Raw genomic sequence first — 15,981 nt, 5'->3', positions numbered from 1 at the left:
AAGGAGTACAATCTTAAATGAGAACAATTTCTGTTCCGCTCACCTTAATAAACTTACAAGACGACGGTTTCCACTTATTAGTGGAAATTGTTGTTTTTGGCCAAACCATATTAGCAGTAGTAGATACCGGTGCTTCAAGAACTGTTTTTGATAAAACTTTTATCGAAACTCATATCACAGATCTTAAAAAAAATGAAGAGGAAGTACATGCAACTACACTTTTCACCACATCAAGCACATTACAGGCAACCATTCCAAAGTTAAAAATCGGCTCGCTGATCATCAAAGATTATGAATCCGTTGCGTTGGATCTTGAGGCAGTAAATCAAGCTTATGAGGGATTAGGACATGGTCCAATCGCAGCAATTTTAGGTGGCGACCTGCTACTTAAATACAATGCAGTGATCAATTACAAAAAAATGAAGCTAAAAATGACCATTCTCCGCTGAGGCTGGAACAAATCGCGCTGAAAAAGCGCAAATTATTCCTATGCCTCTTCCGAGAAGGTAATTTTTGTAAAAAATCCACATAAGCAAACAGGGCCGCTGAATCAGCGGCCCTGTTTGCTTATGTTAATGAAATAAAAATCACCTTCTCGGAAAAGGCCTCAGGCGCTTTTGCCCTTCAGCAAAAGATGCCAACCTTAGAGGAGAATGGTTATTTTTACTCTTTTTTAAGCATCAATTTTCGCGTACTTCGCATTTCTTTCTATAAACTCTCTGCGTGGTGCAACCTCATCTCCCATTAACATAGAGAAGGTATGATCACATTCCGCAGCATTTTCTATAGTTGCCTGCATTAAAGTACGGGTAGCAGGATTCAGTGTAGTATCCCAAAGCTGCTCAGCATTCATCTCACCCAAACCTTTATAACGTTGAATGTGTACACTTTCTTCCTTACCTGCACCTTTTAAACGCTGTACAGCTGCATCACGCTGTACGTCATTCCAGCAATATTCGAATTCCTTACCTTTCTTCACTTGATACAAAGGCGGCGCAGCGATGTAAACATAACCAGCCTCTATAAGTGCTTTCATATACCTGAAGAAGAATGTCAGAATCAATGTAGTGATGTGTGAACCATCAATATCAGCATCCGTCATGATCACAATTTTGTGGTAACGAAGCTTTGTTAAGTTCAATGCTTTATCATCTTCCGGAGTTCCAATACTTACACCTAACGCTGTAAACATATTCTTGATCTCATCATTTTCATAGATCTTATGTTCCATTGCTTTTTCCACATTCAGGATTTTACCCTTCAAAGGAAGAATAGCCTGGAAGTTACGATCACGCCCCTGTTTTGCAGTACCACCCGCAGAGTCTCCCTCCACCAGGTATAGTTCACACTTTTCAGGATCACTATCAGAACAGTCAGCCAGCTTACCAGGCAAACCTGAACCGCCCATAACACTCTTACGCTGAACCATTTCACGCGCTTTACGTGCCGCCGCACGAGCTGTCGCTGCAAGAATAACCTTGTTAACGATCATTTTTGCTTCTTTAGGATACTCCTCAAGGTAAATGCCCAAAGCTTCACCAACAGCAACATCCACAGCACCCATAACCTCAGAGTTACCCAACTTGGTTTTAGTCTGCCCTTCGAACTGAGGTTCCTGAACTTTAACAGAAACAACAGCAGTCAAACCCTCTCTAAAATCATCACCTGTGATCTCAAATTTCACATTTTTAAGCAAGCCAGATTTATCAGCATATGCTTTCAATGTTCTGGTTAACCCCCTTCTAAAACCTGCAATATGTGTACCACCCTCATGAGTATTAATGTTATTCACGTAAGAATGAACATTTTCAGAATAACTATCGTTATACTGTAAAGCTAATTCTACTGGAATGCCGTTTTTAATTCCTTCTACATAAATAGGTTCAGGAATTAATGATGGACGTGTACCATCCAGGAACTGAACAAACTCTTTCAGACCACCTTCAGAATGGAAAAGCTCAGTTAAGAACTCACCTTTATCATCCAATTCACGTTCATCAGTTAAAGATAATTTAATGCCTTTGTTAAGGAAAGAAAGTTCTCTTAATCTCGAAGCTAAAGTATCATAACGATACTCCGTGGTTTGGGTAAAAATCGTTGGATCTGGGCTAAATGTTACAATTGTACCTCTTTTATCAGTATCACCAATAGATTTTACATCATATAAAGGTTTACCAATATTGTACTCCTGCACCCATATCTTACCTTCACGATGAACTTCAGCTTTTAAATGTGTAGACAATGCGTTCACACAACTTACACCTACACCGTGCAAACCTCCAGAAACCTTATAGGTATCTTTATCAAATTTACCTCCAGCGTGTAATACCGTCATTACAATCTCTAGGGCTGATTTCTGCTCCTTCGTATTAATCCCAGTTGGGATACCACGGCCATTATCTTCAACCCTTATCGAGTTATCTTTTAATATCGTTACATAAATAGAGTCGGCATGTCCTGCCAACGCCTCATCAATTGAATTGTCTACTACCTCATATACAAGGTGATGCAAACCTTTAATTCCAGTATCGCCTATATACATCGAAGGGCGCTTACGCACCGCTTCCAATCCTTCTAGTACCTGTATATTATCTGCCGAATAATTTGACTTTGGATCCTTTTCTTCGCTCATATTTTTTTATTATACAATAAGATTCAAATTTAACCAATTATGGTCAATTTTCGGCAAATGTGGATAACTATTTGACCAAATAATGGCCTAAAAACATTCTAAAAAACAGAATCCTTAGGATAGTAATTTTGAAATTTTATATTTGTTGAAATTTATCATAAAAAGATAAGCCGTACGATATTCAGATGAGCGCGAAAGGGCGTAAAAAGAGATAACGAACGCTACATTTGACAAAAAAAGATAATTATACTTAAATGAAAGCAACATTAAAATTAAGCGGTATCGCTACAGCAGTAGCCATAGTTTCAGTTATGGCTTCATGCCAGAACAAGGACGACAAAGGCGCTACAGTTAAAAAAACAGATTCTACAGCAGTAGCTAACAGCGAAAAAATTGTTTATGTAAACTCAGATTCTTTATTAACAAAATACCACTACTTCACAGACCTTAAAACAAAGCTGGAAGCTAAATCTAAAACTGCACAAACTGACCTGGCATCTAAACAACAGGCTTTTCAACGTGAAGTGGCACAATATCAGCAACAAGCAAACACTTTACCTGCAGACCAAAGAGCAGCAACAGAAGAAAGATTAGCACGTAAACAACAAGAATTGCAAACTTATACTCAAAATGCTGGCGCAGCCATCCAAAATGAGCAAGCTGCAGAAAATGAAAAGCTTTATGATAAAGTTGCAGACTACTTAAAAGAGTATGCAAAAAAGAAAGGCTACAAAATGGTTTTAGGCTATTCTAAAGGAAATGGTACAATACTATTTGCTGATGAAAGTTTAGATGTTACAAGCGAAGTAATCATCGGATTAAACGAAGCATATAAAAAATAATTAATATTAAATTTTTAAGAAGCCTGATCATTAACCCGATCAGGTTTTTTTTTGAAATTCGTTTTTATCCTGGCCAGGTGTCTCAAATCCGGGACAACTATTATCCAGCCTTCATTCAAGTTTTGGCAAGCCTAAAACAACAGACATAACACACAGAAAACAAGATAATTAACACACAAAACACATTACTCACAGCTCATATTTTTCAAACCTTTGGCATGGTTATTACAATACACCATTGAATTTTAAATTGAAAATTATGAAAAAATTATTCATTATAGGTCTTGGGTTAACTGTTAGCAGTCTGGCTTTTAAGGCAAGCGCACAAACATCACAATCAGCGGCAAATGATCAGATGAGAATCGGTATAAGAGCAGGTGCTAACCTGATGAACATGGGAAAACTTCAGATAGCTGATCAGAGTTACTCAACAGATTCTAAAGTTGGTTTTCAGGTCGGGTTGTATGGAGATCTACCGATGGGCGGAGGTTTTGCCTTCCTTCCGGAGATCATGTATATTCAAAAAGGAGCTAAAATTAAGGAAACAGTTCTTGGAACTACAGGAGAATTCGACACTAAAGTCAACTATTTAGATATCCCTTTATTAATTGGATATAAAGCGACTCCTGAATTAACGGTGTTTGCTGGTCCTCAGGTATCATTCCTGCTTTCTCAAAAATCAACAGGCCTGGTAAATAACGATCCTCAAACGGAATCGACGGATACAGAGAATTTCAGCAAATCATTAGCAGGTGCTGCAGTTGGTTTAGGTTATAGCATAACTCCAAACATCAACCTGAATGCCAGGTATATGATGGATTTCCAAAATGCATTAAAGGATGATGTGAATCAAGATAAAATCAAAAACAAAGGATTTGCATTATCATTAGGTTATACATTTTAATAATACACATTTCATAATAAAAATAGCCTGTATCATCATTGATCAGGCTATTTTTATGCTCCAATAATTAGTAATTTTGTTTGGCTATGAAATATGAAGAAAAAGTAAGAATCGAACTTGAATTCTGGAAAAGAGAGATGTTACAAAAGCCCTCCTTTCTAAATAAAGTAACGAACAACGTTCAGAAAAAAATCAATAGCTATATCCCTCAAAAAGTTCATCAAGCCATTACTACAGCCATGAAGGGAATGGTAAAAACTGTTTTATATGGTTCTACTTATACGACTACTGCTACGCCTTACCCAGATATGAGCCTGGTTCAAAGAGAAGCATTAATTTTACAAAAGATAGATAGTTACTGCAAAACTGGAGCAGCAGAGGGAGGTATAACTGGAGCCGGTGGATTCCTAATGAGTATGGCTGACTTCCCAATTTTGATTGGGATTAAAATGAAGCTGCTCTTTGAAATCACATCGTTATATGGTTATGATGTAAAAGACTATCGTGAAAGACTATATATCTTATATATATTTCAACTGGCATTTTCAAGCAAACAAGGAACTACAAAAGTATTTCAGCATATTCAAAACTGGGAAAATCAATTGAAAACGCTGCCCGAAAAGCCTGAAAATTTTGACTGGCTAACCTTCCAGCAAGAATACCGCGATTACATAGACCTTGCAAAGCTGGCTCAATTACTACCTATAGTTGGGGCAGCTGTTGGTGCTGTTGCCAATTATCAACTCATAAAGAAACTCGGTAAAACTGCAATGCAAGCCTACAGATTACGTTTACTAGACCAGAAAAACTGAACTAGTCTTCTTCCTCAAATAATCCACCAATTAAATCATCTGTTTCTCTTCTGTCTTTCTTCGTCGGCCTTCCTGTTCCCCTATCTCTTTTTAAAGTAGGTGCATGAAATACCGATTTAAAAGCATAAGTCTCCTCTTCTGGAGTAATATCTTTATACTTAGTGACTGCAATCTTCGATTCTACTCTGTTATAAAGTAATTCAACTACCTCAATCACTTTCTTCTCAATCCCTTTCGAAACCTGATAAATATCTCCCGGTTTAACAATAGCTGAAGGCTTAAGATTCTGGCCATTCAACTTAACACGCCCCGCTTTACAGGCCTCTGTTGCTAAACTTCTGGTTTTAAATAATCTGATTGCCCACAAATATTTATCAATCCTTAATTTTTCCTGTTCACTCATAACACCCCAAAAATAGTTATAATAACAATTTTATTAAATTTCCTGAGGAAAATACACAGAAAACATAGATCAATACATAAATTTCATTTATTTTGTCAAAAAATACAATCAATCATGATAGCAGAATTAAAAAAGTTAGTAGAAGCCGCTTGGGAAGACAGAACCTTACTAGAATATAGTGAACATTGCGAGGCAATTGAAACTGTAATCATGCACCTAGATAAAGGGGAGTTACGCGTTGCAGAGCCTGTACTTAATTCCTGGGGTATCAATGAATGGATAAAAAAAGCAGTTATACTTTATTTCCCAATCAGACAAATGAAGGAAATAGAAGTTGGCCCTTTTGTTTTCCATGACAAAATGAAATTAAAAACGAATTACAAGGAAATTGGCGTAAGAGTTATTCCAGGGGCAAGTGCACGTTACGGAGCTTATTTAGCTAAGGGTGTAATCATGATGCCATCTTATGTAAATATTGGTGCTTATGTTGACGAAGGTACAATGGTTGATACATGGGCTACTGTAGGATCATGTGCACAAATCGGAAAACATGTGCATTTAAGTGGTGGTGTTGGTATTGGAGGGGTATTAGAGCCTATTCAAGCAGCTCCTGTAATTATTGAAGATAACTGTTTCCTGGGTTCAAGAGCAATTGTTGTTGAAGGTGTACGTGTAGAAAAAGAAGCCGTTCTTGGTGCCAATGTAGTATTAACAGCCTCTACAAAAATCATTGACGTAACAGGTCCCACTCCTGTAGAGTATAAGGGTATCGTTCCAGCTCGCTCTGTGGTAATTCCAGGTAGCTATGCTAAAAAATTCCCTGCAGGCGAATACAGCGTTCCTTGTGCTTTAATTATAGGAAAACGTAAAGAATCAACAGATAAAAAGACTTCTCTTAATGATGCATTGAGAGAAAACAATGTTTCAGTATAAAATAATGAAGATTGGTTTTGATGGAAAAAGAGCTGCTAATAACCTTACCGGCCTAGGTAACTATAGTCGCTCACTTATTGCCCAACTGGCAAAATATTTCCCTCAAAACCAATATTTCGTTTATACACCCAAGGTAAAAAACAATCCTCAGATCAGGTTTTTTACTGATAACAAAGCGATCTGCCTGAAATTGCCTGACACAAAAGCCATTTTATGGCGAACGCTCGGTATAAAAAAACAACTCATAAACGACAGGATAGATTTGTTTCATGGCTTAAGTCATGAGCTTCCAATAGGTATTCGTAATACAGGTATTCCATCTATAGTCACCATTCACGACCTGATCTTCATTAGGTATCCTCAAAACTTTGGTGTAATTGATCGTTTTATCTATAAAGTAAAAACGAAAAATGCCTGTAAAAATGCAAATTGCATCATCGCTATTAGTGAACAAACTAAAAGGGATATCATCTCATTTTATAAAACTGATCCTGAGAAAATTGAAGTCATCTATCAAAGCTGCGATGACAGTTTCAAATCGATAGCAACAGAGGAAGTTAAAGAGCAAGTAAAGAAGAAATATAATTTACCAGCTAAATACATTCTCAATGTTGGGACAATAGAAACCAGAAAAAACCTGATAGCACTTGTTAGAGCACTAGAAACTATTGATGAAGAGTTTAAGCTAATCGTTATTGGAAAAAAAACCGGCTATTTTAAAAAAGTTGAAAGTGAAATTCAAAGACTAAACCTGCAAAGCCGGATTGTGTTCCTTCAACATATTCCTTTTACTGATCTACCTGTCATATATCAAATGGCATCGGTATTTGCATATCCTTCCGTTTTTGAAGGCTTTGGTATTCCCATCATTGAAGCTTTGTATAGCAAAATTCCTGTTGTTGCAGCGACCGGCTCCTGTCTTGAAGAAGCTGGCGGGCCAGCTAGTTTATATGTACATCCCGATGATCATATCGCATTATCTGATGCCATTAAAAAGATCTTAGCAAATCCATCACTGAGAGAAGACATGATAGGAAAAGGCCTGACTTATGTTCAAAAGTTTAATAACGAGAATATCAGTAGTCAAATGATGCAGTTATACCTTAAAACTCTTGGATAAACTGTAATTTTACCTCATGCTAAAAACAGAAATTGAAAAAGCACTTGCTGTTTTAAAGAATGGTGGTGTTATACTCTACCCTACCGATACCGTATGGGGATTAGGCTGCGATGCTACAAATGAAGAGGCTGTTGCTAAAATAAATGAAATAAAAGGCCGAACGACTGACAAAAGCTTTATCATTCTACTAGATACTGATGCTAAACTCCAAAGTTATGTAAATGAAGTACCCGATGTCGCTTACGACTTGATCGAGTATGCAGAAAACCCACTTACATTGGTTTTTCCAGGAGCAAAAAATCTAGCTAAGAATGTGATAAATGCTGATGGAAGCGTTGGTATAAGAATCGCAAAGCACAACTTCTGTCAGCAATTGATCCAAAGGTTCCGCAAACCCATTACTTCTACCTCTGCAAATATCTCAGGTGTACCCACCCCAATGCTTTTTGATGAAATCAGTGATGAAATAAAGAATGCTGTGGATCATGTGGTAGACTGGGAACAAGAGCTCAGAACCAATAAAAAGCCTTCAACCATAATGAAATTAGCGCCCGGAGGTCAATTTTCCTTTATTAGAAGGTAAGTTTTACTACTTTTGCAATCTCATCAATGGAACAACATTTACAACACCCTGTCTTTAAAGCCCTTGCAGATATTGCGAATATGCATCATATCGAAGCGTATATAATTGGTGGTTATGTCAGGGATATTTTCCTTGATAGACCATCGAAAGACATCGATATTGTTGTTCTTGGAAATGGAATTCATTTTGCAGAACTCGCGGGTAAACATCTGAGAAGTAAAGTCGCTGTATTTAAAAATTTCGGTACTGCAATGTTAAAGTTTCAAGATCTTGAAATAGAATTTGTAGGTGCGAGAAAAGAATCTTATCGCTCCGATTCAAGGAAACCGATTGTCGAAAACGGAACAATTGAAGATGATCAGCTCAGAAGAGACTTTACCATTAATGCTCTGGCCATATCACTTAATAAAGAGAACTATGGACAACTTATTGATCCTTTTAATGGAATCACAGATCTGAACAACAAACTCATAAAAACACCTTTAGATCCTGAACTGACTTTTTCTGATGACCCTTTAAGAATGATGCGCGCAATTCGTTTTGCAAGTCAACTCAATTTCACGATTGATGAGCAAGCTTTAAATGCTATCAAAAAGCAAAAGGAAAGGATCAGCATAGTTTCTAAAGAACGTATCACTGATGAATTGAACAAAATTATCCTATCAGACGTTCCTTCTGTTGGCTTTAAGTATTTATTTGATACCGGATTATTGCATCTTATATTTCCCCAGATGGCACAACTTTACGGAGTTGATATCATCAATGGAAAAGGACATAAAGATAATTTCTATCATACCCTGCAGGTACTGGATAACATTTGTGAATTTACATCTGACCTTTGGCTTCGCTGGGCAGCAATATTGCATGATATAGCCAAGCCTGCAACAAAAAGATTTGAAGAGGGACATGGCTGGACATTTCATGGTCATGAAGATAAAGGGGCAAGAATGGTTCCTAAAATATTCGCACAACTCAAACTTCCATTAAATGAAAAAATGAAGTTTGTTCAAAAATTAGTGCAATTACACCTGCGCCCAATTGTACTTGCACAAGAGGTTGTAACAGACTCGGCTGTACGCAGACTTCTATTTGATGCAGGTGAAGATATTGAGAGTCTGATGTTACTCTGCAATGCTGATGTAACTACAAAAAATGAGTATAAAGTAAAGAAATACCGCAACAATTTTGAGTTGGTTAAACAAAAACTCAAAGATGTTGAAGAGCGTGACAAGATCAGAAACTGGCAACCTCCAATTTCCGGCAATGATATTATGGAAACATTTGGTTTGACCGCTGGGAAAGAAGTAGGCCTGATTAAGAACGCAATCAGAGAAGCAATTCTGGAAGGTGAAATAACAAACACATACGAAAACGCATTGGAGTTTATGCTCGAAAAAGCTAAGGAGTTTGGACTTCAACCCATAAAGCGTTAATACAATTATATAAAGTATATTTTATTTTTTAATTTTATACCTAGAAAAGAGGCTAAAATGGCAATTTATAGATTTAGAATAACTTTCGAAGATTTCGATGAAGTAATTAGGGAAATAGATATCAAATCAACCCAGACATTTGAAGATTTACATAAAGCAATTCACCGATCAACCGGATATTCATCAGAAAAATCATCGTCCTTTTTTGTTAGTACTGATAATTGGATAAAAGGTGATGAAATTGCTTACCTACCCAATCAGCGTAAAATAGATAGAGGTGTTGCTCTAATGGAGAATGCTAAACTGAATAAATTTATTGATGACCCTCATCAAAAGTTTTATTATATCTATAACTTCGATCGTCCGTTTGACTTCCACGTAGAACTGATTAAAATTATTCTGAATACTGATCCTAATATTGAATACCCTTTCCTGGTAAAGAGTACTGGAGAAGCCCCAAAGATCATCGAAAAAAACAATCTTGATGCTGTGGCTGTATCTTCAAACCCTGTATCGACAGATTTTGACTTCTTAAATGAAATGGACTTTGTTCCTGAAGATACTGAAGAACTTGAAGCAATGGGAGGAAGAGGTATCAATGCTGAAGAAAAGTCTGACGAATCTGAAGAAGAAGAAACTGCTGATGAGGATGATGAATTCTCTGACGATGATAACTTCGGGGACGAAGAATATAAAGAAGACGATTACTAGTGCCTGATTATGGCATTAAATAAAACCCTGATTGTCGTTGTCGGCCCTACAGGAATAGGAAAAACTGCCCTGGCTATATCTATAGCCAGGCAATTCAATACAGAAATCATTTCTGCAGATTCAAGACAGTTTTTTAAAGAAATGGAAATTGGTACAGCTAAGCCTTCAGCAGAAGAACTAGCTGCAGCTCCTCATCACTTTATAAACTCCCACAGTATAGAAACCCTGTTCAGCACGGGTGATTTTGAAGTACAAGCCATCGAGCTGATCGAGCAATTGTTTAAAAAACACGATACACTTGTAATGGTAGGTGGCTCCGGACTTTATATTGATGCGGTATGTAAAGGTCTGGATGATCTTCCTGAGATCGATTTAGATATCAGAGAAAAGCTCAATGAGCAATTAGCAAACGAGGGCCTGGAGTCTATTAAAAAACAACTGAGTGAATATGACCCTGAATATTACCAGAAAGTTGATCAGGCGAATCCTCAGCGCATGATAAGGGGATTAGAATTCTATTTATCAACCGGCACCAAATTATCAGCACATCTTACTAATCATAAGAAAGTCAGGTCTTTTAATATCCTTAAAATAGGATTAAATATGGATCGGGCAGCACTTTATGACCGCATAAATATGCGGGTAGATAAAATGATGGAAGCTGGTTTGCTAGATGAAGTTCAAGGCTTGCTATCTTTTAGAAAATATAATGCATTGAACACAGTAGGATACTCGGAGTTATTTGCTTATTTGGATGGAGATATCTCTTTAAAAGAAGCCGTAGACCAGATTAAGCAAAATACCAGAAGATTTGCCAAGCGACAGTTAACTTGGTTTAGAAGAGACGACAGCACCGCCTGGTTTGAACCCGGACAAGATGATGCTGTCATCAATTACATCAGCAAAAAAATAGATTAAGCCTGAGCTGTTGGTCCGCCAAAGTTCATCGGAAAACCTGGAGGCTCCTCTTGCGTTTTAATACGGCCATTTGCCGCTTCATATTTCTCTACATTATCCAACATCGCTGCTACCAATCTTTTGGCATGCTCTGGTGTTAATATGATTCTGGATTTCACTCTTGCTTTAGGCACGCCAGGCATAACCCTGATAAAATCAAGTACAAACTCAGTATTTGAATGCGTTATAATGGCAAGATTTGAAAATACCCCTTCTGCAATTTCTTCAGAAAGCTCAATATTTAATTGGTTATCGTTGTTTTGTTCTTCCATATAACAAACTTAGAGAAAATTTTAGTTTAGATGGCAAAAAAAATCCCCCAACTAAAAAGAAGGGGGATCTTTATAAAGATATCTAAATATTAAGCATCTACTTCTTCTTGTTTCGAAGCTAATAATTTATCGTATTCTTCTTGAGAACCTACAATGATACGCTCATATCCACGTACACCAGTACCTGAAGGGATTAAGTGTCCAACAATTACGTTTTCTTTCAATCCAAGCATGCTATCACGTTTACCAGCAATCGCTGCTTCGTTTAACACTTTTGTAGTTTCCTGGAACGAAGCCGCCGAGATGAACGATTTCGTACCCAATGAAGCACGTGTAATACCTTGCAACATAGAACTTGCAGTTGCAGGTCTTGCATCACGAACTTCAATCTGTTTCAAATCTTTACGTTTCAATTGAGAGTTCTCATCTCTTAATTTACGTAATGAAATGATCTGACCAGGTTTCACAGTCTCAGAATCACCAGCCTCAACAACAACCTTCTTGTCGTAGATCTCGTCATTCTCAATCATGAAGTCCCAACGATCTGCAGAGTTGTTCTCTAAGAAAGTAGTGTCTCCCGGATCTTCGATGTGAACCTTCTGCATCATTTGGTGTACAATTACCTCAAAGTGCTTATCATTGATTTTCACCCCTTGTAAACGGTAAACCTCCTGGATACCATTCACTAAGTACTCTTGTACAGCCGCCGGGCCTTTAATAGCCAGGATGTCTGCAGGAGAGATTGAACCATCTGATAAAGGCATACCTGCTTTTACAAAGTCATTATCCTGTACAAGGATGTGTTTAGACAATGGAACAAGGTATTTTTTAACTTCACCATCTTTCGATTCGATAGTCATCTCACGGTTACCACGTTTCACACCTCCTAAAGTTACCACACCATCAATCTCTGTTACTACAGCAGGGTTAGATGGATTACGTGCTTCGAAAAGTTCAGTTACACGTGGTAAACCACCCGTAATATCCCTAGTTTTTCCAGTTGCACGAGGTATCTTAACAAGGATCTGTCCTGTTTGAACCATATCACCTTCATCAATTGCAATGTGGGCACCAACCGGGATGTTATATCCTCTGATCAGTTCACCTTTCTTGTCAACGATTCTTACTGAAGGGTTTTTAGTTTTATCACGTGTATCAATAATTACTTTCTCACGGTGACCAGTTTGTTCATCCGACTCTTCACGGAAGGTTACACCTTCAATAATTGCATCAAACTCAATCTTACCGGCAAACTCCGAGATGATAACTGCGTTGTATGGATCCCATGAACAAATTCTATCACCTTTAGTGATCTTAGCCCCATCTTCAACATATAAGAATGAGCCATAAGGAATGTTATTCGTCATGATCACTTTACCAGTACCTGGCTCAACGATCTTGAATTCACCTGAACGACCTAATACAATTTGCGTATCACCTTCTTCAGTTTTAGTTGCCACAGTACGAACGTTCTCAAACTCGATTTGACCATCAAATTTAGCAATGATCTGAGATTCTGCAGCGATGTTCGATGCAGTACCCCCAACGTGGAACGTACGTAGTGTTAACTGTGTACCCGGCTCACCGATTGACTGTGCCGCAATTACACCAACAGCTTCTCCTTTTTGAACACGCTTACCAGTTGCAAGGTTACGACCGTAACACAATGCACAAACACCTCTTTGGTTTTCACAAGTTAAAACTGAACGGATTTCAATCCCCTCAAGCGGAGACTCATCGATTGCTTTAGCAATATCTTCATCAATATCCTGTCCGGCACTAACTAATAGCTTTCCATCTAAAGGATTGAATACATCGTGTAGAGATATACGACCTAATAATCTGTCATATAACGGCTCAACAATATCTTCATTATCTTTCAATGCTGTAGTATACATACCTCTCAATGTACCGCAATCCTCAGAATTAACGATCATATCCTGGGCCACATCATGTAAACGACGTGTTAAGTAACCAGCATCGGCAGTTTTTAACGCCGTATCCGCCAAACCTTTACGAGCACCGTGGGTAGAGATAAAATACTCTAATACCGACAGACCTTCTTTAAAGTTTGATAAGATCGGGTTTTCAATAATCTCACCACCTGAACCAGATTTCTGAGGCTTAGCCATCAAACCACGCATACCGCATAGCTGACGAATCTGCTCCTTCGAACCACGGGCTCCAGAATCCAACATCATATATACTGAGTTGAAACCTTGGTTATCGCTCGATAACTGATTCATCACAAATGATGTTAATCTGTTATTGATACGAGTCCAGATATCGATAATCTGATTGTAACGCTCATTGTTGGTAATGAAACCCATGTTATAGTTGTTTCTTACCTCATCAACTTCATTCGAAGCCTGCTCTAAAAGAGCTTGCTTCTCAACCGGGATGTTTACATCCTGTAAGTTAAATGATAAACCACCACGGAAAGCCATTTGGAAACCTAATTCCTTAATGTCATCAAGGAATCTTGATGCACGAGCCATACCTGTGATTTTAACAACCTCACCAATGATATCTCTTAGAGATTTCTTGGTTAATAATTCGTTGATATAACCTACTTCTTCCGGTACCATTTGGTTAAATAATACACGACCAACAGTAGTTTCAATCAATTTATTAGCGATTGTACCGTCTTCTAATTTAACATTTACCTTTACTTTGATAAATGCATGAAGATCGATCATCTTCTCATTGTAAGCAATGATTACCTCTTCTGGTGAATAGAAAGAGAAATCCTGACCTTTAACTACACGTGATTCATCAGTTCTACGGCCTTTAGTGATATAGTAAAGACCCAAAACCATATCCTGAGAAGGTACAGTAATAGGAGTACCGTTTGCAGGGTTCAGAATGTTATGTGCTGCAAGCATTAATACTTGCGCTTCAAGGATAGCGGCGTGCCCTAATGGTAAGTGTACTGCCATCTGGTCACCGTCAAAATCCGCGTTAAAAGCCGTACACACTAATGGGTGTAACTGGATCGCTTTACCTTCAACCAATTTAGGCTGGAATGACTGAATACCTAATCTGTGCAACGTAGGTGCACGGTTTAGCAATACAGGGTGTCCTTTTAAAACATTCTCAAGAATATCCCAAACTAATGGATCTTTCCTGTCTACAATTTTCTTAGCAGATTTTACTGTTTTAACAATACCTCTTTCTATCATCTTGCGGATGATAAATGGTTTGAATAGCTCAGCAGCCATATCTTTAGGTAAACCGCATTCGTGTAATTTAAGGTTAGGACCTACAACAATTACAGAACGAGCAGAATAATCTACACGTTTACCTAATAGGTTCTGACGGAAACGACCTTGTTTACCTTTCAGGATATCTGAAAGAGATTTCAAAGCACGGTTACCTTCAGTTTTTACAGCATTTACTTTACGTGAGTTATCAAATAACGAATCTACAGCTTCCTGTAACATACGTTTTTCGTTACGTAAAATCACCTCTGGAGCTTTGATCTCAATCAAACGCTTCAAACGGTTATTACGGATAATCACGCGACGATATAAATCGTTCAAATCTGAAGTCGCAAAACGACCACCTTCCAATGGAACTAAAGGACGTAATTCTGGTGGAATAACCGGAACAATCTTAATAATCATCCACTCAGGGTTATTCTCAATACGAGATCTTGATCCACGGAAAGCTTCAACAACCTGTAAACGTTTCAAAGCTTCGTTTTTACGTTGCTGAGAAGTTTCGTTTGCAGCCTGGTGACGCAGGTTATATGATAATGTATCTAAGTCAATACGCTTTAATAAATCCTCTAATGCTTCAGCACCCATTTTGGCTACGAATTTATTAGGATCTTTATCATCCAGGTATTGGTTTTCTTTAGGCAACTTATCAAGAATATCTAAATATTCTTCTTCAGTTAAGAAATCCATGTACTGAATACCTTCTTCTGCCATAAAACCAGGCTGAATTACTACATAACGCTCGTAGTAAATGATCAGATCAAGTCTCTTTGTCGGCAAGCCTAATAAGTATCCAATTTTATTAGGTAAAGAACGGAAATACCATATATGCGCAACAGGAACCACCAGGTTGATGTGTCCCATACGCTCTCTACGTACTTTCTTTTCTGTTACCTCAACACCACAACGGTCACAAACAATACCTTTATAACGGATACGTTTATATTTACCGCAATGACATTCGTAATCTTTTACCGGACCAAAAATACGCTCGCAAAACAAACCATCACGCTCAGGTTTGTAAGTACGGTAATTGATAGTCTCAGGTTTTAACACCTCACCACTTGAGCGCTCTAAAATAGCCTCCGGCGATGCCAAGCTAATGGTAATCGAGGTGAAATTGCTTTTTAATTTATTATCCTTTTTGTAAGACATAGC

14 protein-coding genes are annotated in these 15,981 nt (G+C 37.9%); 10 read left to right on the top strand and 4 right to left on the bottom strand.

Going from position 1 to position 15,981, the window contains the following annotated elements; genetic code table 11:
• Window positions 1–17: 17 nt before the first annotated feature.
• Window positions 18–449, top strand: a complete 432-nt coding sequence (locus tag ABDJ41_RS04665) for a retropepsin-like aspartic protease (RefSeq protein ID WP_349784589.1) — start codon at window positions 18–20, stop codon at window positions 447–449.
• Window positions 450–673: 224 nt separating this feature from the next.
• Here ABDJ41_RS04665 and gyrB read toward each other — a convergent pair whose 3' ends face one another.
• Entirely contained in the window at window positions 674–2,632 is a 1,959-nt protein-coding gene (gene gyrB / locus ABDJ41_RS04660; RefSeq protein ID WP_349784588.1) for a DNA topoisomerase (ATP-hydrolyzing) subunit B, read from the bottom strand.
• A 254-nt stretch (window positions 2,633–2,886) separates the two neighbouring features.
• Here gyrB and ABDJ41_RS04655 point away from each other — a divergent pair, with 254 nt between their 5' ends.
• From ABDJ41_RS04655 to ABDJ41_RS04645, 3 genes are all read left to right on the top strand, one after another.
• Window positions 2,887–3,474, top strand: a complete 588-nt coding sequence (locus tag ABDJ41_RS04655) for an OmpH/Skp family outer membrane protein (protein ID WP_349784586.1) — start codon at window positions 2,887–2,889, stop codon at window positions 3,472–3,474.
• Window positions 3,475–3,733: 259 nt separating this feature from the next.
• Window positions 3,734–4,378 carry a porin family protein gene (locus tag ABDJ41_RS04650; protein WP_349784585.1) on the top strand — a complete coding sequence of 215 codons (645 nt, stop codon included), beginning with the start codon at window positions 3,734–3,736 and terminating at the stop codon, window positions 4,376–4,378.
• Between the two features lie 86 nt (window positions 4,379–4,464).
• Window positions 4,465–5,190 carry an EcsC family protein gene (locus tag ABDJ41_RS04645; RefSeq protein ID WP_349784583.1) on the top strand — a complete coding sequence of 242 codons (726 nt, stop codon included), beginning with the start codon at window positions 4,465–4,467 and terminating at the stop codon, window positions 5,188–5,190.
• A gap of 1 nt (window position 5,191) precedes the next feature.
• On the opposite strand, the gene ABDJ41_RS04640 is transcribed toward ABDJ41_RS04645, so the two are convergent.
• Window positions 5,192–5,593 carry an RNA-binding S4 domain-containing protein gene (locus tag ABDJ41_RS04640; protein WP_349784582.1) on the bottom strand — a complete coding sequence of 134 codons (402 nt, stop codon included), beginning with the start codon at window positions 5,591–5,593 and terminating at the stop codon, window positions 5,192–5,194.
• Window positions 5,594–5,707: 114 nt separating this feature from the next.
• Here ABDJ41_RS04640 and ABDJ41_RS04635 point away from each other — a divergent pair, with 114 nt between their 5' ends.
• The 6 genes from ABDJ41_RS04635 to miaA are packed head-to-tail and all read left to right on the top strand — an operon-like array spanning window position 5,708 to window position 11,291.
• Window positions 5,708–6,526, top strand: coding sequence for a 2,3,4,5-tetrahydropyridine-2,6-dicarboxylate N-succinyltransferase (locus ABDJ41_RS04635; protein WP_502930324.1), 819 nt, complete (start codon window positions 5,708–5,710; stop codon window positions 6,524–6,526).
• 4 nt (window positions 6,527–6,530) lie between these two features.
• Complete coding sequence (locus ABDJ41_RS04630) at window positions 6,531–7,646, top strand: glycosyltransferase family 4 protein (protein WP_349784581.1); 1,116 nt, start codon at window positions 6,531–6,533, stop codon at window positions 7,644–7,646.
• Between the two features lie 16 nt (window positions 7,647–7,662).
• Window positions 7,663–8,229 (top strand): L-threonylcarbamoyladenylate synthase, encoded by a 567-nt coding sequence (locus ABDJ41_RS04625; RefSeq protein WP_349784580.1) that lies wholly within the window; start codon window positions 7,663–7,665, stop codon window positions 8,227–8,229.
• 26 nt (window positions 8,230–8,255) lie between these two features.
• The gene (locus tag ABDJ41_RS04620) at window positions 8,256–9,662 is read left to right on the top strand and encodes a CCA tRNA nucleotidyltransferase (RefSeq protein WP_349784579.1); all 1,407 of its coding nucleotides are present in this window, start codon (window positions 8,256–8,258) and stop codon (window positions 9,660–9,662) included.
• 57 nt (window positions 9,663–9,719) lie between these two features.
• On the top strand, window positions 9,720–10,373 hold the full coding sequence (locus tag ABDJ41_RS04615; RefSeq protein ID WP_349784578.1) for an IS1096 element passenger TnpR family protein: 654 nt from the start codon (window positions 9,720–9,722) through the stop codon (window positions 10,371–10,373).
• A 9-nt stretch (window positions 10,374–10,382) separates the two neighbouring features.
• Window positions 10,383–11,291: a tRNA (adenosine(37)-N6)-dimethylallyltransferase MiaA gene (gene miaA, locus ABDJ41_RS04610; RefSeq protein ID WP_349784577.1), complete on the top strand. Its 909-nt coding sequence runs from the start codon at window positions 10,383–10,385 to the stop codon at window positions 11,289–11,291.
• Here the strand turns inward: miaA and ABDJ41_RS04605 are convergent.
• Together ABDJ41_RS04605 and rpoC are read right to left on the bottom strand one after the other, a co-directional pair.
• Window positions 11,288–11,602, bottom strand: coding sequence for a DUF3467 domain-containing protein (locus tag ABDJ41_RS04605; RefSeq protein ID WP_349784575.1), 315 nt, complete (start codon window positions 11,600–11,602; stop codon window positions 11,288–11,290). The genes miaA and ABDJ41_RS04605 overlap by 4 nt on opposite strands.
• An 89-nt stretch (window positions 11,603–11,691) precedes the next feature.
• Entirely contained in the window at window positions 11,692–15,978 is a 4,287-nt protein-coding gene (gene rpoC / locus ABDJ41_RS04600) for a DNA-directed RNA polymerase subunit beta' (RefSeq protein ID WP_349784573.1), read from the bottom strand.
• Window positions 15,979–15,981: the final 3 nt, after the last annotated feature.

It is taken from the genome of Pedobacter sp. ASV1-7, from assembly GCF_040203335.1.
Taxonomy (GTDB): Bacteria; Bacteroidota; Bacteroidia; order Sphingobacteriales; family Sphingobacteriaceae; genus Pedobacter.
This window is presented reverse-complemented; position numbering and strand designations above follow the sequence as displayed.